Here is a 17192-nt window from a genome sequence, read left to right on the forward strand (position 1 = left end):
TATCGACCTGCCGGTGCGCGGCTATGTGTCCTGCGTCACCGATTGCCCCTTTGACGGGCCCACCGATCCGGCCAGGGTCGCCGAGGTCGCGGACCGGCTGTTTGCTATGGGCTGCTATGAGATCTCGCTGGGCGACACGCTGGGCAAGGCAACGCCGGACAGTATCGCGCGGATGCTGATCGCGGTCAAAGATGTGGTGCCGGTGACCCGTCTCGCGGGCCATTATCACGACACTGGCGGGCGGGCGCTCGACAATATCGACGCCTCGCTGGCGCTGGGCCTGCGGGTGTTTGACGCGGCGATCGGCGGCCTTGGCGGCTGTCCCTATGCGCCGGGTGCGGCTGGCAATGTGGCGACCGAGGCGGTGCATGCGCATCTGACGCGGCTGGGCTATCAGACCGGGCTGGACGCGGCGGTCCTGACCGAGGCTGCCGAGATGGCGCATCGCCTGCGGCCCGCCGTGGCCGAGGCCTGACGACAAGACCAACCAAGGAGACATCCATGTATGACACGCTGGAGCTGACCCGCGATGCGCGGGGGGTGGCGACGCTGACCCTGAACCGACCTGAAAAACACAACGCCATGTCCGGCCAGATGTTGCAGGAGCTTCAGGCCGCGGCGCGCGCGCTTGCGGCGGATCGTTCCGTGCGTGTTGTGGTGCTCACCGGCGCGGGCAAGAGCTTTTGCGCCGGGGGCGACCTTGGCTGGATGCAGGCCCAGATGCAGGCCGACAGCGACACCCGCGCCCGCGAGGCGCGGGTCCTGGCCGAGATGCTGAACCTTCTCAACACCCTGCCGCAGCCGCTGATCGGGCGCTTGCAGGGCAATGCCTTTGGGGGCGGCGTCGGCATGGCCTCGGTCTGCGATGTCGCCATCGGCGCGGATCATCTGAAAATGGCGCTGACGGAAACCCGACTGGGCCTGATCCCCGCCACCATCGGCCCCTATGTGATCGCCCGCATGGGCGAGGCGCGCGCGCGGCGGGTGTTCATGTCGGCGCGCGCCTTTGGGGCGTCGGAAGCGGTGGAGCTCGGCCTGCTGGCGCGCACGGTGCCTGCCGACTCACTTGATGCCGCGGTGGAGGCAGAGGTGGCGCCCTACCTGGATTGCGCCCCCGGTGCCGTGGCGGAAGCCAAGGCGCTGGCGCGCGCGCTTGGGCCCAGAATTGATAGTTCGGTCATAGATCTTACCATCGCCGCGCTGGTCGCGCGCTGGGAAAGCCCCGAAGCTCAGGACGGAATTGCCGCGTTTTTTGAAAAAAGACGCCCCGCGTGGCAAGAGAAATAAGGGGCTTTGCTGCCTTGCAGCGGCGCAGGGCCAGCCCCTGTGCGCTGCGACGCAAAAGTCGACAGAAACCATAGGTTTTTAAGCTGTTGTTGCGGAACTGCGAAATCCCTTCATAAAGCGTTTCACATTAACCCGGCCTTGGTTGACGGTGGTGGGGGACAGGGGTAGTAACGGCTCAAGTCAACACGCCAATTGACGGTGCGCGAGCCAGGAGTGCCGCGTGCGCGGAAAGGAGCCACTCGTGGAAGAGATGTTGCGGGAGTATCTCCCGATCCTGGTGTTTTTGGCCGTGGCTATCGGCCTTGGTCTTGTTCTTATTCTTGCTGCCGTGATTATCGCGGTGCGCAATCCAGATCCTGAAAAAGTCAGCGCTTATGAATGCGGCTTTAACGCCTTTGACGACGCGCGGATGAAGTTCGACGTGCGCTTTTATCTGGTGTCGATCCTCTTCATCATCTTTGATTTGGAAATCGCTTTCCTGTTCCCCTGGGCCGTCGGCTTTCGGGACCTTAGCGATCTTGGCTTCTGGTCAATGATGATTTTCCTCGGCGTGCTGACCATCGGCTTTGCCTATGAATGGAAGAAAGGGGCACTGGAATGGGAGTGATGACCGGAGCGAACACCGCTGGTGTCGACAAGGAAATGGTCACCCAGGCCCTGAACACCGAGTTGCAGGACAAGGGGTTTTTGCTGACCTCTGCCGAGGACATCATCAACTGGGCCCGCACCGGCTCGCTGCACTGGATGACCTTTGGTCTCGCCTGCTGCGCGGTTGAGATGATGCATACCTCTATGCCGCGTTACGACGCCGAGCGTTTTGGCATTGCGCCGCGTGCCTCCCCGCGTCAGTCCGACGTGATGATCGTCGCCGGCACGCTGACCAACAAGATGGCCCCGGCGCTGCGCAAGGTCTACGACCAGATGCCGGAGCCGCGCTATGTGATCTCCATGGGCTCCTGTGCCAATGGCGGTGGCTATTATCACTACAGCTATTCCGTCGTGCGCGGCTGCGACCGCATCGTGCCGGTTGACATCTATGTGCCCGGCTGCCCGCCGACCGCCGAGGCGCTGCTCTATGGTCTGATGCAGCTGCAACGCAAAATCCGCCGTACCGGCACGCTGGTGCGCTAAGGCGCGAGGAGAGACAGATGATCGAAGCACTGCAAGAGCTCGGCCACCAGATCGAAGCCAAACGCCCCGAATGCGTGCTGTCCTGGGATGTCTCCCATGACGAGCTGAACATCGACGTGAAGCCCAGCAATATCGCGGGTCTGGTCGAGTTCCTGCGCAGCGACAGCGCCTGCAAATTCTCGACGCTGGTGGATATCACCGCCGTGGACTACCCCGAGCGCCAAAAGCGCTTTGACGTGGTTTACCACCTGCTGTCGATGTATCAGAACCAGCGCATCCGCCTGCGGGTCGCGATCCGCGAAGAGGACATGGTGCCCTCCATCGTCGATGTGCACCCCTCCGCCAACTGGTTCGAGCGCGAAGTCTTTGACATGTTCGGCATCCTGTTCACCGGCCACCCGGACCTACGCCGCCTGCTGACGGACTATGGTTTCCGCGGTCACCCGCTGCGCAAGGATTTCCCGACCACCGGTTACACCGAGGTCCGCTATGACGAGACGCAAAAGCGCGTGGTCTATGAGCCGGTGAACCTGGTGCAGGAATACCGCCAGTTTGATTTTATGTCCCCGTGGGAGGGTGCCGAATACATCCTGCCCGGTGATGAGAAAGAGAGCGCGAAATGATGGACGGCTCCAAATTCGACGACGGCAGCACCGACGCCCTGAGCGGTGAGCAAAAAATCCGTAACTTCAACATCAACTTCGGCCCGCAGCACCCTGCGGCGCACGGGGTGCTGCGTCTGGTTCTGGAGCTGGACGGCGAGATCGTGGAACGCTGCGATCCGCATATCGGTCTGCTTCACCGCGGCACCGAAAAGCTGATGGAAAGCCGCACCTACTTGCAAAACCTGCCGTATTTCGACCGCCTCGACTATGTGGCGCCGATGAACCAGGAACATGCATGGTGTCTGGCGATCGAAAAGCTGACCGGCGTCGAGGTTCCCCGCCGCGCCTCGCTGATCCGGGTGCTTTATTCCGAGATCGGCCGTATCCTGAACCATTTGCTGAACGTGACCACCCAGGCCATGGACGTCGGCGCGCTGACGCCGCCGCTCTGGGGTTTTGAAGAGCGCGAAAAGCTGATGATCTTCTACGAGCGGGCCTGCGGCGCACGTCTGCACGCGGCTTATTTCCGCCCCGGTGGTGTGCATCAGGATCTGCCCGACGAGCTGCTCGATGATATCGAGGAATGGGCGATCGAATTCCCCAAGGTGCTGAGCGATATCGACGGGCTTCTGACCGAGAACCGCATCTTCAAACAGCGTAACGCCGATATCGGTGTCGTGACCGAGGATGACATCCAGAAATATGGCTTCTCCGGCGTGATGGTACGCGGCTCCGGCCTCGCTTGGGACCTGCGTCGCGCGCAGCCCTACGAGTGCTACGACGAGTTCGACTTCCAGATCCCCGTCGGCAAGAACGGCGATTGCTATGATCGCTATCTGGTGCGGATGGAAGAGATGCGCCAGTCGCTCTCGATCATCCGTCAGGCCATCCACAAGCTGCGCGAAGCCACCGGCGACGTGTTGGCGCGGGGCAAGCTGACACCGCCGAAACGCGGTGACATGAAACGCTCGATGGAAAGCCTGATCCACCACTTCAAGCTTTATACCGAAGGCTTCCACGTGCCCGAGGGCGAGGTGTACGCCGCGGTTGAGGCCCCCAAGGGCGAATTCGGCGTTTATCTTGTGGCCGATGGCACCAACAAACCCTACCGCGCCAAGCTGCGCGCGCCCGGTTTCCTACACCTGCAAGCCATGGATCACGTCGCCAAGGGCCACCAGCTCGCCGATGTTGCCGCCATTATCGGCACCATGGACGTCGTATTTGGAGAGATTGACCGATGATCATGCGTGCTCTGATCGCAGGGGCGGCCCTTTGCCTTGCCGGCCAAACCGCTGTGGCGGAAACCTCCTTTGCCGACCTCATCTCGGATTCGATCGGCTATGTGAACATCCGCGAGAACGTCATCCTGGTGGAAGACGACTTCAATCAGTTCCTGTGCCGGGTGGATATCAGCGATGCTGCGTTTGACGCCTACGCCGAGGGCAAAGGCGTGACAAAGTCGGATCTTGCCGCCACCTGCATTCCGTTTGAGGAGTTCAAAGACTAATGCTCCGCCGTCTGCATCCCGAACAACCCGACAGCTTTGCCTTCACCCCCGCCAACCAGGCCTGGGCCGAAGCGCAAATGACCAAATACCCCGAGGGCCGTCAGGCCTCGGCGGTGATCCCGATCCTGTGGCGTGCCCAGGAACAGGAAGGCTGGGTCACCAAACCGGCGCTGGAATATATCGCCGACATGCTCGGCATGGCCTATATCCGCGTGCTGGAAGTGGCATCTTTCTACTTCATGTTCCAGCTTCAGCCGACCGGCTCGGTTGCGCATATTCAGATCTGCGGCACCACCTCCTGCATGATCTGCGGCGCCGAGGATCTGATCGCGGTCTGCAAGGAAAAGATCTCGCCCAAGGCGCATACGCTGTCTGCGGATGGCAAGTTCTCCTGGGAAGAGGTCGAATGCCTTGGCTCCTGCACCAACGCGCCGATGGCGCAGATCGGCAAGGACTACTTTGAGGATCTGACCGCTGCGAGCTTTACCAAGCTGCTGGACGATCTGGCCGCTGGCAAAGCCGTTGTTCCCGGCCCGATGAACGGTCGCTACGCGGCAGAGCCGAAATCCGGCCTGACCTCGCTGACCGAATATGAAGCGGGCAAGCCGCAGTATAACGCCTCGGCGGAGCTGGCGACCACCATTGGGGACAGCGTCAAGCGTATTCAGGGCGACGAGGTGCCGCTGCTGACCCCCTGGATCGGCAAGGATGGCGTGGTCGCTGGCCGTGCCGCAGCCGCGCCGACGCCTGCCGCGCCGCCGCAGCCGAAACCGGCTGTGAAACAGGCCGCGGAGGCAAAGGCAAAGGCAGAGACCAAGCCAGCACCGGCGAAGAAATCCGCCGCCGCTGAGCCGGCCCAGCCCGAAGCCGCCGCCGCGGCGGTGACCGAAGAGCAGGAACCGGAGCTCCTGACCGCTGCGCGCGATGGCCAGCCCGATGATCTCAAGCTCTTGAAAGGCGTCGGTCCGAAACTCGAAGGCATGCTCAATGAGCTGGGCTTTTACCACTTCGACCAGATCGCCAAATGGACCGAGGCCGAGGTTGCCTGGGTCGACAACCGCCTGACCTTCAAGGGCCGGATCGAGCGTGACGGCTGGATCGAGCAGGCCAAGCAATTGGCGGCGGGCGAGGAAACCGAATTCGCAAAAACGGCCAAGAAAGACGGCCGTTACGACGACAAGTAATCACTGCCGCGCGCCCGGGGCCGGGCGTGAGGGCGAGACTGACAGGACCAGATGGACAGGGACGCACAGGAACGGGCCATAGCAGCCAAGGGACGGCACATCGCGCTGGTGATTGCCGGAACCATGGTGGTCTGGCTTGTCCTGTCGCTTTTCATCGGGCCCGCTCTGGGTCTGCCGGGCCGTTACGCGCTGCTGTTCGATTTTGCGGCGCTGGCTGGCATGATCTATGCGGTGGTCAATATTTTTCAACTCTGGCGCATGCGTCAGGATGCACAAAGGTAGGCAGACATGCTGAAAGACCAGGATCGGATCTTTACCAACCTTTACGGGATGCATGAGCGCACGCTGGCGGGCGCCAAGGCGCGAGGCCATTGGGATGGCACCGCCGGGATCATCGAAAAGGGCCGCGACTGGATCATCCAGACCATGAAGGATTCCGGTCTGCGTGGCCGGGGCGGGGCGGGCTTTCCGACCGGTCTCAAGTGGTCCTTCATGCCCAAGGAAAGCGACGGTCGCCCGTCCTATCTGGTGATCAACGCCGATGAATCCGAGCCCGGCACCTGCAAAGACCGCGAAATCATGCGCCACGATCCGCATACGCTGATCGAGGGTGCGCTGATCGCCAGCTTCGCGATGCAGGCGCATACCTGCTACATCTACCTGCGCGGCGAATATATCCGCGAGCGCGAGGCGCTTCAGGCGGCGATTGACGAGTGCTACGACAAGGGCTTGCTCGGCAAGAACGCGGCGGGCTCCGGTTGGGATTTCGATCTGTTCCTGCATCACGGGGCAGGGGCCTATATCTGCGGCGAGGAAACCGCCCTGCTGGAGAGCCTTGAAGGCAAGAAGGGCATGCCCCGGATGAAGCCGCCGTTCCCGGCGGGCGCGGGTCTTTATGGCTGCCCGACCACGGTGAACAACGTGGAATCCATCGCCGTTGTGCCGACCATCCTGCGCCGCGGTGCGGAATGGTTCGCTGGCTTTGGCCGTCCCAACAACGCCGGCACCAAGCTCTTTGCGATCTCCGGCCACGTCAACAACCCCTGTGTGGTGGAAGAGGCGATGTCGATCTCCTTTGAGGAGCTGATCGAGAAACATTGCGGCGGTATTCGCGGCGGCTGGGACAATCTGCTGGCGGTGATCCCCGGCGGGTCTTCGGTGCCCTGTGTGCGCGGCGAGAAGATGAAAGACGCCATCATGGACTTTGATTACCTGCGCGGCGAGCTGGGCTCCGGCCTTGGCACCGCGGCGGTGATCGTGATGGACAAGCAAACCGATATCATCAAGGCCATCTGGCGCCTGTCGAGTTTCTACAAACACGAAAGCTGCGGCCAGTGCACCCCCTGCCGCGAAGGCACCGGCTGGATGATGCGCGTCATGGATCGCCTGGTCAAAGGCGAGGCAGAGCTGGAAGAGATCGACATGCTGTGGGATGTGACCAAACAGGTCGAAGGCCACACCATCTGCGCCCTTGGCGACGCGGCGGCCTGGCCGATCCAGGGTCTCATCCGTAACTTCCGCGAGGAAATCGAAGACCGCATCAAAGCGCAGAAATCGGGCCGTATGGGCGCGATGGCAGCGGAATAATCCCAGAGATGAAGATGCAGCCCGCCCTCCCTCTTACCTTGATCGCAGCCCTGGGCCTGAGCCTTGCGGGCTGTGGCAAGCTTGGCGAAGACAAGCGCCCGAAATATGATGGCGTCGCGTTCCGTGTGAGCGTCAAGCCGATCAACAAGAAAGAGACGCTTGCCAACTTCCGGGTCGTCGTCAAGGACGCCACCCGCACGGCCAGCGGTGCGCTTCAGGCCGCGCAGCATGAGGCGACCCGCTACTGCATCGAAAAATACGGCACCTCCCGGTTTGACTGGAGCAATGTCACGATTGATGACGACGGCGTCTATCAGCTCAAGCAGGAAAAGGGTGACGGTATCTTTACGGGGACGTGCAAACCGTGACCTCTGCTGCGGCATATCATGGCCGGTCCGGCGCGGTGCTATTGCATAACAATGGTCGCTCCTCCTGTGGTTTCTCGAAACCCAGACAGGAGAGCTCTGCCATGATTGCTGCAATGCCCAACCGAACCGATGCCCTGATGACCGCGCTGTTTGCGCTGCTGGTTGCCTCTGTGCTGGCCGTCAGCGCCAGCGCGGGCGAGGCGCGCCCCTCCCTGCGTGATGTGCAGGAAATCGAGGATCCGCTCTTTGCCGTTGCGGTGGCCTCCGAGGTTGCCGACCGCTGCGACCGGATTGCGCCGCGCACCTTGAAGGGGCTCAATCAGCTTTACCAGATCCGTAGCCGGGCCAATGCGCTTGGCTATTCGGATGACGAGATCAAAGCCTACGTGAAATCGGATCAGGAAAAATCCCGTATGCGCGCCAAGGGCGAGCGCCTGCTGCGGCAGGAAGGGGTCAAACTGGACCAACCGGAAACATTCTGCACCTACGGGCTTGCGGAAATTGAGAAAAACAGCGCGATCGGCGTGTTACTGAGGGCGAAATAGACCATGTCTGACCTCCGCAAGATCAACATTGACGGAAAAGAGATCGAAGTGGATGGGGCGATGACCCTGATCCAGGCCTGTGAGCAGGCGGGGGTGGAAATCCCGCGCTTCTGTTATCACGAGCGTCTGTCGATTGCCGGCAACTGCCGGATGTGTCTGGTGGAGGTCGTCGGCGGCCCGCCAAAGCCCGCCGCCTCCTGCGCCATGCAGGTGCGCGATCTGCGCCCCGGACCGGAAGGTCAGGCGCCGCAGGTGAAGACCAATTCGCCGATGGTGAAAAAGGCGCGCGAAGGGGTGATGGAGTTCCTCCTGATCAACCACCCGCTGGATTGTCCGATCTGCGACCAGGGCGGCGAATGCGACCTGCAAGACCAGGCGATGGCTTACGGCGTTGATTTCTCTCGCTTCCGCGAGGGCAAACGGGCGGTGGACGATCTCAACCTCGGCCCGCTTGTCGGCACCGCAATGACCCGCTGCATCTCCTGCACCCGCTGCGTGCGCTTCACCACCGAGGTGGCCGGCATCACCCAGATGGGCCAGACCGGGCGCGGCGAGGATGCGGAGATCACCTCCTATCTGAACGAGACGCTGGATTCGAACCTGCAAGGCAATATCATCGACCTCTGCCCCGTGGGGGCGCTGACGTCGAAACCCTATGCCTTTACCGCCCGTCCGTGGGAGCTCAGCAAGACCGAAACCATCGACGTGATGGACGCGCTGGGATCGAACATCCGGGTCGATACCAAGGGCCGCGAAGTGATGCGCATCCTGCCGCGCAACCATGACGGCGTGAACGAGGAATGGATCTCCGACAAGACCCGTTTTGTCTGGGATGGCTTGCGTCGTCAGCGCCTGGATCGCCCCTATGTGCGCGTCGATGGCAAGCTCAAACCCGCCACCTGGCCCGAAGCGCTGGAGGCCGTGGCCTCTGCGATGAAGGGCAAGAAAGTCGCCGGTCTGATTGGCGATCTGGTGCCCGTCGAGGCCGCCTTTGCGCTGAAACAGCTGATCGAAGGTCTGGGCGGCAAGGTCGAGGCCCGCACCGACAACGCCCGCCTGCCGATCGGTAACCGCGCGGGTTACGTCGGCACCGCGTCGATCGAAGACATTGATAGCGCCAAGTTTATCCAGCTGATCGGCACCAACCCGCGCAATGAGGCGCCGGTGCTGAACGCGCGGATCCGCAAGGCCTGGATCAACGGCGCGCAGGTCGGGCTTGTTGGTCCGGCGGTGGATCTGACCTATGACTATGCCCATGTGGGCACCGACCGTGCCGCGCTGGAAAGCCTGCTGGACAAGGACTACGGCGACGTCAAGGATGCGCCCTCCGTGGTGATCGTGGGGCAGGGCGCCCTGCGCGAAGCCGACGGTCTGGCGGTTCTGGCGGCGGCACAGAAACTCGCCGCCAACACCAACAGCAAGATCTTGGTGCTGCACACTGCGGCGGGTCGTGTGGGCGCGATGGATATTGGCGCTGTCACCGAGGGCGGCATGGAAGCGGCCATCGACGGGGCAGAGGTGATCTATAACCTCGGCGCTGACGAGGTGGACATCGACGCAGGTGCCTTTGTGATCTATCAGGGCTCGCACGGGGATCGCGGCGCACACCGCGCCGATGTGATCCTGCCGGGCGCCGCCTATACCGAGGAAAACGGTCTCTTTGTGAACACCGAAGGCCGTCCGCAGCTTGCCATGCGCGCCGGGTTTGCGCCGGGGGAGGCCAAGGAAAACTGGGCCATCCTTCGCGCCCTCTCGGCGGAGCTGGACGCGAAACTGCCCTATGACAGCCTGGCGCAACTGCGCTCCGCGCTGATCAAAGCGGTGCCGCATCTGAAACAGATCGACGAGGTGATCGAGAACGAAGGCGAGGCGCTGCCGGTTGAAAAACTCGGCAAGGCGGACTTCATGCCGGCGGTTCAGGATTTCTACCTCACCAACCCGATCGCACGGGCGTCGCAGCTGATGGCGGAGCTTTCCGCCCAGGCCAAGGCGCGTCGCGACACCCAGATCGCGGCCGAGTGATCCGGGCCTGCGCCATATCGCTTTGCGGGCTTGGCCTCGCTGCCTGCGCGGATGCGTCGGGCAACGAGGTGAGCCGTGCCGCGCCGGAATATCTCGGCGTTGGCACCAGCCTGCTGGAAGGCGATCTGGTGCAGTTTCACCTGAGCATGGATCGGGTGCACACGGCTGAGGACTTGAACGACTACGCCGAATGCGCGGCGGCACAATATGCGTTGATCCGCGGTTACGGGTTTGCGCGTCACGTGCGCACAAAAATGAAACAAGAGGGTGGCATTTGGGAGGCAGATGCTGTCTACACCATCTCGCCAGCTCTCCCGCGCGGTTTGCGCACTATCGACGCCGAAGTCGTGGTGCAAAACTGCGAGGCAAACGGAATACCTACGGTGTGAGGACCTATGGCTGAATTCTTTAACACCCCAGGCGGCATCGCCCTACTGATACTGGCGCAAGTGCTTGCAGTTGTTGCCTTTGTCATGATTTCGCTTTTGTTCCTCGTCTATGGGGACCGGAAAATCTGGGCGGCGGTGCAGATGCGCCGGGGCCCCAACGTAGTTGGCGTCTTTGGCCTGCTGCAATCAGTGGCCGATGCGCTGAAATACGTGGTCAAAGAGGTTGTCATCCCCGCCGGGGCCGACCGCGCGGTGTTTATCCTCGCGCCGCTCACCTCCTTTGTGCTGGCGATGATCGCCTGGGCGGTGATCCCCTTCAACGACGGCTGGGTGCTGAGCGATATCAACGTTGCCATCCTCTACGTCTTCGCCGTCTCCTCGCTGGAGGTCTACGGCGTGATCATGGGCGGCTGGGCGTCGAACTCCAAATACCCCTTCCTTGGCTCGCTCCGCTCGGCGGCGCAGATGATCTCCTACGAGGTCTCGATCGGCCTCATCATCATCGGCGTGATCCTTTCCACCGGTTCGATGAACTTTGGCGATATCGTGCGGGCGCAAGACGGCAACCTGGGGCTCTTCAACTGGTACTGGCTGCCGCATTTCCCGATGGTCTTCCTGTTCTTCATCTCGGCCCTGGCGGAAACCAACCGCCCGCCGTTTGACCTGCCGGAAGCGGAATCGGAACTGGTGGCGGGCTATCAGGTCGAATATTCGGCAACGCCCTTCCTGTTGTTCATGGCCGGTGAATATATCGCCATCTTCCTGATGTGCGCGCTGACTTCACTGCTGTTCTTTGGCGGTTGGCTGTCGCCGATCCCGGGCCTGCCGGACGGTGTGCTGTGGATGGTCGCCAAGATGGCCTTCTTCTTCTTTCTCTTCGCAATGGTCAAAGCCATCACCCCGCGCTATCGCTACGATCAGCTGATGCGTCTGGGCTGGAAAGTCTTCCTGCCGTTCTCGCTGGTCTGGGTGGTCTTTGTCTCCTTTGCGGCACGTTTCGATTGGTTCTGGGGGGCATTCGCCCGCTGGACGACCGGAGGCTGATATGACTCAGATCGACTATACCCGCGCCGCCAAATACTTCCTGCTTCAGGATTTCTGGGTCGGTATGAAACTGGGGCTGAAGTATTTCTTCGCGCCCAAGGCCACCCTGAACTACCCGCATGAGAAAGGCCCGCTGAGCCCGCGTTTCCGCGGCGAGCATGCGCTGCGTCGCTATCCCAATGGCGAGGAACGCTGTATTGCCTGCAAACTCTGCGAGGCGATCTGCCCGGCGCAGGCCATCACCATCGACGCCGAACCGCGCGAGGACGGCAGCCGCCGCACCACGCGCTACGACATCGACATGACCAAATGCATCTACTGCGGTTTCTGTCAGGAAGCCTGCCCGGTGGACGCCATCGTCGAGGGGCCGAACTTCGAGTTCGCAACCGAGACCCGCGAGGAGCTGTTCTACGACAAGGACAAGCTGCTCTCGAATGGCGAGCGCTGGGAAGCAGAGATCGCCCGCAACCTCGAACTGGACGCGCCGTACCGATGAGTGACACGCCGAAGAACCCATTTGAAGCCATGATGGCCCAGGCGCAGGAGATGGCCAAGGCGCTCAATCCCGCGTTGGAGAGCTTCTCTCCCAAGGGGTTTGAGGCGCTCTGGCCGACCATGCCCAAAGAGGTCATGGAAATGATGTTTGGCAACGCCGTCAACAAGGACGGGCTGGATGCCAAGACCCGGCTGCTGCTGACGCTGGCCGGGTTGACTTGCCAAGGGGCACAGGCCGACAGCGCCCTGCGCCAGACCGTGCGCCATGCCCTGGAGGCGGGCGCGAAGAAACAAGAGATCGTTGAAACGATCGGACAGATGTCGGTCTTTGCCGGCATCCCGGCCATGACAAGGGCGCTGGAGCTGGCGCAGGACGTCATGGACGTCAAAGGGGACGATGAGACATGAGCGTTTTTGCCTTTTACCTCTTCGCCATCAGCGCCATCACCGGCGGGCTGTTCACTGTGATCAGCCGCCAGCCGGTGCATTCGGTGCTGTGGCTGATCCTGGCCTTCATTTCCTCGGCCGGGCTGTTTGTTTTGCTGGGGGCGGAATTCGTCGCCATGCTGCTGGTGATCGTTTACGTCGGCGCCGTTGCGGTGTTGTTCCTCTTCGTGGTGATGATGCTCGACGTCGATTTTGCCGAACTCAAGGCAGAGATGGCGCGCTACATGCCGCTGGCCCTGCTGATCGCGCTGGTGATCCTGATGCAATTCGTGATCGCTTATGGCTCCTGGGAGAGCGCCCATGACGTGGCCGCCAACCTCAGCCAGCCGATCCCCGCGGATCGCCACAACACCGAGGCGCTTGGCCTCATCATCTATGACCAATATTTCCTTCTGTTCCAGCTTGCGGGTCTCATTCTGCTGGTGGCCATGATCGGCGCCATCGTTCTGACCCTGCGCCATCGCAAGGACGTGAAGCGTCAGGACGTTCTCGCCCAGATGTACCGCGACCCGGCGACGGCTATGGAACTCAAGGACATCAAACCGGGGCAGGGGCTTTGATCAATGATCGGACTTGAACATTATCTGACCGTCGCGGCGACCTTGTTCGTCATCGGCATCTTTGGGCTCTTCCTGAACCGCAAGAACGTGATCATCCTGTTGATGAGCATCGAACTTATGCTTCTGGCAGTGAACATCAATCTGGTCGCCTTCTCCTCCTTCCTCGGGGATCTGGTGGGGCAGGTGTTCACGCTGTTCGTTCTGACCGTGGCCGCCGCCGAGGCAGCCATCGGTCTGGCGATCCTGGTGTGCTTCTTCCGTAACCGCGGCACCATTGCCGTCGAAGACATCAACGTGATGAAGGGCTAAAGAACCATGGAAACCACACTCCTCTTTGCCCCGCTTGTGGGGGCGGTGATCTGCGGCTTTGGCCATAAGATCATCGGCGAAAAAGCCGCCATGTGGACCGCCACGGGGCTTTTGTTCCTGACTGCGATCCTGTCCTGGATCACCTTCCTGTCCTTTGATGGTGAGACCCATATCATCGAGATCTTCCGCTGGATCGAAAGCGGATCGCTGGCGACCTCCTGGGAAATCCGGCTGGACCGGCTGACCGCGATCATGCTGATCGTGATCACCACCGTTTCGGCGCTGGTGCACCTCTATTCCTTTGGCTACATGGATCACGATCCGCAGTGGAAAGAGGGCGAAAGCTACAAGCCGCGCTTCTTTGCCTATCTGTCGTTCTTTACCTTCGCCATGCTGATGCTGGTGACCTCGAACAATCTGGTTCAGATGTTCTTTGGCTGGGAAGGCGTGGGCGTTGCCTCCTATCTGCTGATTGGCTTTTACTACCGCAAACCTTCGGCCGGCGCGGCGGCGATGAAGGCTTTCATCGTCAACCGGGTCGGGGATTTCGGCTTTGCCCTGGGGATCTTTGGTCTCTTCCTGATGACCGACAGCATCAACCTGCCGGATATCTTTGCCGCGACGCCGAAGCTGGCTGACTCCACGATCTCCTTCCTCTGGAGCGACTGGAACGCGGCGAACCTCCTGGCCTTCCTGCTGTTTGTGGGCGCCATGGGCAAATCGGCGCAGCTCTTCCTGCACACCTGGCTGCCGGACGCGATGGAAGGCCCGACCCCGGTGTCGGCGCTGATCCACGCCGCAACCATGGTGACCGCGGGCGTCTTTCTGGTCTGCCGCATGTCGCCGCTGATGGAAGTGGCGCCGGAGGCCACCGCCTTTATCACCTTTATCGGCGCAACCACCGCGTTCTTTGCTGCCACCATCGGCCTTGTGCAAACCGACATCAAACGGGTGATCGCCTATTCGACCTGTTCGCAGCTGGGCTATATGTTCGTGGCCGCAGGCGTGGGCATGTATTCGGCGGCGATGTTCCACCTGCTGACGCACGCCTTCTTCAAGGCGATGCTGTTCCTCGGCGCGGGCTCCGTGATCCACGCAATGCACCACGAGCAGGACATGACCAACTACGGTGGTCTGCGCAAAAAGATCCCCTATACCTTTGCGGCGATGATGATCGGCACGCTCGCCATCACCGGCGTTGGCATCCCGCTGACCCATATCGGTTTTGCTGGCTTCCTTTCCAAGGATGCGATCATCGAGAGCGCCTATGGCGGCGGGTCGATGTATGGCTTCTGGATGCTGGTGATCGCTGCGGCCTTTACCTCCTTCTATTCCTGGCGCCTGATCTTCCTGACCTTCTACGGCAAGCCGCGCGGCGACAAGCATACGCATGAGCATGCGCATGAAAGCCCGATGGTCATGCTGATCCCGCTGGGCGTGCTGGCTCTGGGTGCGGTGTTCTCCGGGATGCTCTGGTACAACAGCTTCTTTGGTCACGCTGACAAAGTGGGCGCCTTCTATGGTATCCCGGTGGCTGAGGCTGGCATGCACGGTGACGCGCATGGTGCCGAGGCTGGTCACGGCGAAGCCACCGACAGCCACGCGGCTGATGCGGGCCACGGCGAAGAGGCCGGTCACGGTGCCGCAGCCGAGGGCGAACATCACGTCGTATTTGCCGGACAGCCGGGCGAGGGTGCGCTCTACATGGCGCCGGACAATCATGTGCTGGAAAATGCCCATGCTTCGCCGACCTGGGTGAAGGTCTCTCCCTTCATTGCCATGCTCGGCGGCTTTATCCTGGCCTATATCTTCTACATCGCCAACCCGGCCCTGCCCAAGCGCCTCGCGCAGCAGCAGCGCCCGCTCTACCTGTTCCTCAAGAACAAATGGTACTTTGACGAGCTCTACAATGTGGTCTTTGTCAAACCGGCGCTGGCCATCGGCAAGTTCCTGTGGAAGAAGGGCGACGGCAAGACCATTGACGGCTTCCTGAACGGCATTGCGCTTGGCATCGTGCCCTTCTTCACCCGTCTCGCTGGCCGGGCGCAGTCCGGTTACATCTTTACTTATGCCTTCTGGATGGTGCTGGGCATCGCAGCCCTTGTCACCTGGATGTCGATCGGCGGAGGATCGCACTGATGGATAATATTCTCTCCATCGTAACCTTCATTCCCGCAATCGCGGCCGCCGTGATGGCGCTGCTGATGCGCGGCGAGGATGAGGCGGCGCAACGGAACGCCAAATTTGTCGCTCTGATCGCCACCTCGATCACCTTCTTTGTCAGCCTGTTCATCTACTTTGGCTTTGATCCCTCCAACACCGGCTTTCAGTTCGTGGAAGAGCGGGCCTGGATCTTTGGCCTGCAATACAAGATGGGCGTCGATGGGATCTCGGTGCTGTTTGTGCTGCTGACCACCTTCGTGATGCCGCTGACCATCCTAGCGAGCTGGAACGTCTCGACACGGGTCAAGGAATACATGATCGCCTTCCTGCTCCTGGAGACGCTGATGCTCGGCGTGTTCATGGCGCTGGATCTGGTGCTCTTCTACCTGTTCTTTGAGGCGGGCCTTATTCCGATGTTCCTGATCATCGGCATCTGGGGCGGCAAGGAGCGGATCTACGCTTCCTTCAAGTTCTTCCTCTACACGCTGTTTGGCTCGGTGCTGATGCTGGTGGCGATGATCGCCATGTATATGGATGCGGGCACCACCGATATCGTTGCCCTGCTGGGCCACGAGTTCTCCTATGCGAGCTTTGATCTGATGGGCGTGCATGTGGTCGGCGGGATGCAGACGCTTCTGTTCCTGGCCTTCTTCGCCTCCTTTGCGGTGAAAATGCCGATGTGGCCGGTGCACACCTGGTTGCCCGATGCCCACGTGCAGGCGCCGACGGCGGGCTCCGTGGTTCTGGCGGCGATCCTGTTGAAAATGGGCGGCTATGGCTTCCTGCGGTTCAGCCTGCCGATGTTCCCTGTCGGATCCGAGGTGATGACCGATGTGGTGCTGTGGATGTCGGCGATTGCCATTGTCTATACCTCGCTGGTGGCGATGGTGCAGGACGACATGAAAAAGCTGATCGCCTATTCCTCGGTCGCCCACATGGGGTTTGTGACCATGGGGATCTTTGCAGCCAATCAGCAGGGTGTGGACGGGGCGATCTTCCAGATGCTCAGCCACGGTTTCATCTCTGCCGCGCTCTTCCTCTGCGTCGGGGTCATCTATGACCGCATGCACACCCGCGACATCGACGCTTACGGCGGTCTGGTGATCCGCATGCCTGCCTATGCGCTGGTCTTCATGTTCTTCACCATGGGCAACGTCGGCCTGCCGGGCACCTCGGGCTTCATCGGTGAATTCCTGACCCTGATGGGCACCTTCCAGGAAAACACCTGGGTGGCCTTTGTGGCGACCTCCGGTGTGATCTTCTCGGCGGGCTATGCGCTCTGGCTCTATCGCCGGGTGGTATTCGGCGATCTGATCAAGGAGAGCCTGAAAGCGATCCAGGATATGACCGCGCGTGAAAAATGGATCTTCGCGCCGCTCATCGCCATGACCCTGCTGCTGGGCGTCTACCCCTCGGTTGTGACCGATGTGATCGGCCCCTCGACCGAAGCCCTGGTTCAATCCGTCAATACGGCCGTCGCCGACGCTGGTTTCCTCACGGAACCCGCCGAAGTCGAAGTCGCCGCCACGCAATCCCACTAAGGAGCCGA

At 61.3% G+C, this 17192-nt stretch carries 20 protein-coding genes and 1 pseudogene; all 21 read left to right on the forward strand.

Annotated elements, in window-relative coordinates; genetic code table 11:
* A pseudogene (locus HCZ87_RS09770) lies at window positions 1-475 on the forward strand (hydroxymethylglutaryl-CoA lyase); the annotation flags it as partial.
* 26 nt (window positions 476-501) lie between these two features.
* Window positions 502-1287 carry a crotonase/enoyl-CoA hydratase family protein gene (locus HCZ87_RS09775; RefSeq protein ID WP_167643571.1) on the forward strand — a complete coding sequence of 262 codons (786 nt, stop codon included), beginning with the start codon at window positions 502-504 and terminating at the stop codon, window positions 1285-1287.
* A 241-nt stretch (window positions 1288-1528) separates the two neighbouring features.
* On the forward strand, window positions 1529-1894 hold the full coding sequence (locus HCZ87_RS09780; protein WP_167643572.1) for an NADH-quinone oxidoreductase subunit A: 366 nt from the start codon (window positions 1529-1531) through the stop codon (window positions 1892-1894).
* Entirely contained in the window at window positions 1885-2418 is a 534-nt protein-coding gene (locus HCZ87_RS09785) for an NADH-quinone oxidoreductase subunit B family protein (protein ID WP_106163376.1), read from the forward strand. Before HCZ87_RS09780 ends, HCZ87_RS09785 begins: the two co-directional genes overlap by 10 nt.
* Window positions 2419-2435: 17 nt before the next feature.
* Window positions 2436-3041: an NADH-quinone oxidoreductase subunit C gene (locus HCZ87_RS09790; RefSeq protein ID WP_167643573.1), complete on the forward strand. Its 606-nt coding sequence runs from the start codon at window positions 2436-2438 to the stop codon at window positions 3039-3041.
* Entirely contained in the window at window positions 3041-4264 is a 1224-nt protein-coding gene (locus tag HCZ87_RS09795; RefSeq protein WP_175582211.1) for an NADH-quinone oxidoreductase subunit D, read from the forward strand. The genes HCZ87_RS09790 and HCZ87_RS09795 overlap by 1 nt, the downstream gene beginning before the upstream one ends.
* A complete protein-coding gene (locus HCZ87_RS09800) occupies window positions 4261-4530 on the forward strand; it encodes a hypothetical protein (protein WP_167643575.1) in 270 nt (89 codons plus the stop codon). The genes HCZ87_RS09795 and HCZ87_RS09800 overlap by 4 nt, the downstream gene beginning before the upstream one ends.
* Window positions 4530-5714, forward strand: coding sequence for an NADH-quinone oxidoreductase subunit E (locus HCZ87_RS09805; RefSeq protein WP_167643576.1), 1185 nt, complete (start codon window positions 4530-4532; stop codon window positions 5712-5714). Before HCZ87_RS09800 ends, HCZ87_RS09805 begins: the two co-directional genes overlap by 1 nt.
* Window positions 5715-5765: 51 nt before the next feature.
* A complete protein-coding gene (locus HCZ87_RS09810) occupies window positions 5766-5996 on the forward strand; it encodes a DUF5337 domain-containing protein (RefSeq protein ID WP_167643577.1) in 231 nt (76 codons plus the stop codon).
* 6 nt (window positions 5997-6002) lie between these two features.
* Entirely contained in the window at window positions 6003-7301 is a 1299-nt protein-coding gene (gene nuoF / locus HCZ87_RS09815; protein WP_167643578.1) for an NADH-quinone oxidoreductase subunit NuoF, read from the forward strand.
* Window positions 7302-7315: 14 nt separating this feature from the next.
* On the forward strand, window positions 7316-7669 hold the full coding sequence (locus HCZ87_RS09820; protein ID WP_167643579.1) for a hypothetical protein: 354 nt from the start codon (window positions 7316-7318) through the stop codon (window positions 7667-7669).
* Between the two features lie 137 nt (window positions 7670-7806).
* Window positions 7807-8214, forward strand: a complete 408-nt coding sequence (locus HCZ87_RS09825; protein ID WP_167643600.1) for a DUF5333 domain-containing protein — start codon at window positions 7807-7809, stop codon at window positions 8212-8214.
* A 3-nt stretch (window positions 8215-8217) separates the two neighbouring features.
* Entirely contained in the window at window positions 8218-10236 is a 2019-nt protein-coding gene (nuoG, locus tag HCZ87_RS09830) for an NADH-quinone oxidoreductase subunit NuoG (protein WP_167643580.1), read from the forward strand.
* A complete protein-coding gene (locus HCZ87_RS09835) occupies window positions 10233-10625 on the forward strand; it encodes a hypothetical protein (RefSeq protein WP_167643581.1) in 393 nt (130 codons plus the stop codon). The genes nuoG and HCZ87_RS09835 overlap by 4 nt, the downstream gene beginning before the upstream one ends.
* A gap of 6 nt (window positions 10626-10631) precedes the next feature.
* Window positions 10632-11669, forward strand: coding sequence for an NADH-quinone oxidoreductase subunit NuoH (gene nuoH / locus HCZ87_RS09840; protein ID WP_167643582.1), 1038 nt, complete (start codon window positions 10632-10634; stop codon window positions 11667-11669).
* Between the two features lies 1 nt (window position 11670).
* Window positions 11671-12165 (forward strand): NADH-quinone oxidoreductase subunit NuoI, encoded by a 495-nt coding sequence (nuoI, locus tag HCZ87_RS09845; protein WP_167643583.1) that lies wholly within the window; start codon window positions 11671-11673, stop codon window positions 12163-12165.
* Window positions 12162-12572: a carboxymuconolactone decarboxylase family protein gene (locus tag HCZ87_RS09850; protein ID WP_167643584.1), complete on the forward strand. Its 411-nt coding sequence runs from the start codon at window positions 12162-12164 to the stop codon at window positions 12570-12572. Before nuoI ends, HCZ87_RS09850 begins: the two co-directional genes overlap by 4 nt.
* Window positions 12569-13171 (forward strand): NADH-quinone oxidoreductase subunit J, encoded by a 603-nt coding sequence (locus tag HCZ87_RS09855; protein WP_167643585.1) that lies wholly within the window; start codon window positions 12569-12571, stop codon window positions 13169-13171. The genes HCZ87_RS09850 and HCZ87_RS09855 overlap by 4 nt, the downstream gene beginning before the upstream one ends.
* Before the next feature lie 3 nt (window positions 13172-13174).
* Window positions 13175-13480, forward strand: coding sequence for an NADH-quinone oxidoreductase subunit NuoK (gene nuoK, locus HCZ87_RS09860; RefSeq protein ID WP_005624625.1), 306 nt, complete (start codon window positions 13175-13177; stop codon window positions 13478-13480).
* A gap of 6 nt (window positions 13481-13486) precedes the next feature.
* Complete coding sequence (gene nuoL, locus HCZ87_RS09865) at window positions 13487-15619, forward strand: NADH-quinone oxidoreductase subunit L (RefSeq protein WP_167643586.1); 2133 nt, start codon at window positions 13487-13489, stop codon at window positions 15617-15619.
* The gene (locus HCZ87_RS09870) at window positions 15619-17184 is read left to right on the forward strand and encodes an NADH-quinone oxidoreductase subunit M (protein WP_167643587.1); all 1566 of its coding nucleotides are present in this window, start codon (window positions 15619-15621) and stop codon (window positions 17182-17184) included. Before nuoL ends, HCZ87_RS09870 begins: the two co-directional genes overlap by 1 nt.
* Window positions 17185-17192: the final 8 nt, after the last annotated feature.

The sequence above is a fragment of the Phaeobacter sp. HF9A genome, assembly GCF_011806385.1.
In the GTDB taxonomy this organism is placed as follows: Bacteria; Pseudomonadota; Alphaproteobacteria; order Rhodobacterales; family Rhodobacteraceae; genus Epibacterium.

Bases quoted from the DNA above. Each gene is read 5' to 3' on its own strand.
- nuoK (WP_005624625.1), top strand. From the start codon at position 13,175: ATGATCGGACTTGAACATTATCTGACCGTCGCGGCGACCTTGTTCGTC.
- nuoL (WP_167643586.1), top strand. From the start codon at position 13,487: ATGGAAACCACACTCCTCTTTGCCCCGCTTGTGGGGGCGGTGATCTGC.
- HCZ87_RS09820 (WP_167643579.1), top strand. From the start codon at position 7,316: ATGCAGCCCGCCCTCCCTCTTACCTTGATCGCAGCCCTGGGCCTGAGC.
- HCZ87_RS09850 (WP_167643584.1), top strand. From the start codon at position 12,162: ATGAGTGACACGCCGAAGAACCCATTTGAAGCCATGATGGCCCAGGCG.
- HCZ87_RS09800 (WP_167643575.1), top strand. From the start codon at position 4,261: ATGATCATGCGTGCTCTGATCGCAGGGGCGGCCCTTTGCCTTGCCGGC.
- HCZ87_RS09785 (WP_106163376.1), top strand. From the start codon at position 1,885: ATGGGAGTGATGACCGGAGCGAACACCGCTGGTGTCGACAAGGAAATG.
- HCZ87_RS09775 (WP_167643571.1), top strand. From the start codon at position 502: ATGTATGACACGCTGGAGCTGACCCGCGATGCGCGGGGGGTGGCGACG.
- nuoF (WP_167643578.1), top strand. From the start codon at position 6,003: ATGCTGAAAGACCAGGATCGGATCTTTACCAACCTTTACGGGATGCAT.
- nuoH (WP_167643582.1), top strand. From the start codon at position 10,632: ATGGCTGAATTCTTTAACACCCCAGGCGGCATCGCCCTACTGATACTG.
- HCZ87_RS09795 (WP_175582211.1), top strand. From the start codon at position 3,041: ATGGACGGCTCCAAATTCGACGACGGCAGCACCGACGCCCTGAGCGGT.
- HCZ87_RS09790 (WP_167643573.1), top strand. From the start codon at position 2,436: ATGATCGAAGCACTGCAAGAGCTCGGCCACCAGATCGAAGCCAAACGC.
- nuoI (WP_167643583.1), top strand. From the start codon at position 11,671: ATGACTCAGATCGACTATACCCGCGCCGCCAAATACTTCCTGCTTCAG.
- HCZ87_RS09855 (WP_167643585.1), top strand. From the start codon at position 12,569: ATGAGCGTTTTTGCCTTTTACCTCTTCGCCATCAGCGCCATCACCGGC.
- HCZ87_RS09870 (WP_167643587.1), top strand. From the start codon at position 15,619: ATGGATAATATTCTCTCCATCGTAACCTTCATTCCCGCAATCGCGGCC.
- HCZ87_RS09825 (WP_167643600.1), top strand. From the start codon at position 7,807: ATGACCGCGCTGTTTGCGCTGCTGGTTGCCTCTGTGCTGGCCGTCAGC.
- nuoG (WP_167643580.1), top strand. From the start codon at position 8,218: ATGTCTGACCTCCGCAAGATCAACATTGACGGAAAAGAGATCGAAGTG.
- HCZ87_RS09810 (WP_167643577.1), top strand. From the start codon at position 5,766: ATGGACAGGGACGCACAGGAACGGGCCATAGCAGCCAAGGGACGGCAC.
- HCZ87_RS09805 (WP_167643576.1), top strand. From the start codon at position 4,530: ATGCTCCGCCGTCTGCATCCCGAACAACCCGACAGCTTTGCCTTCACC.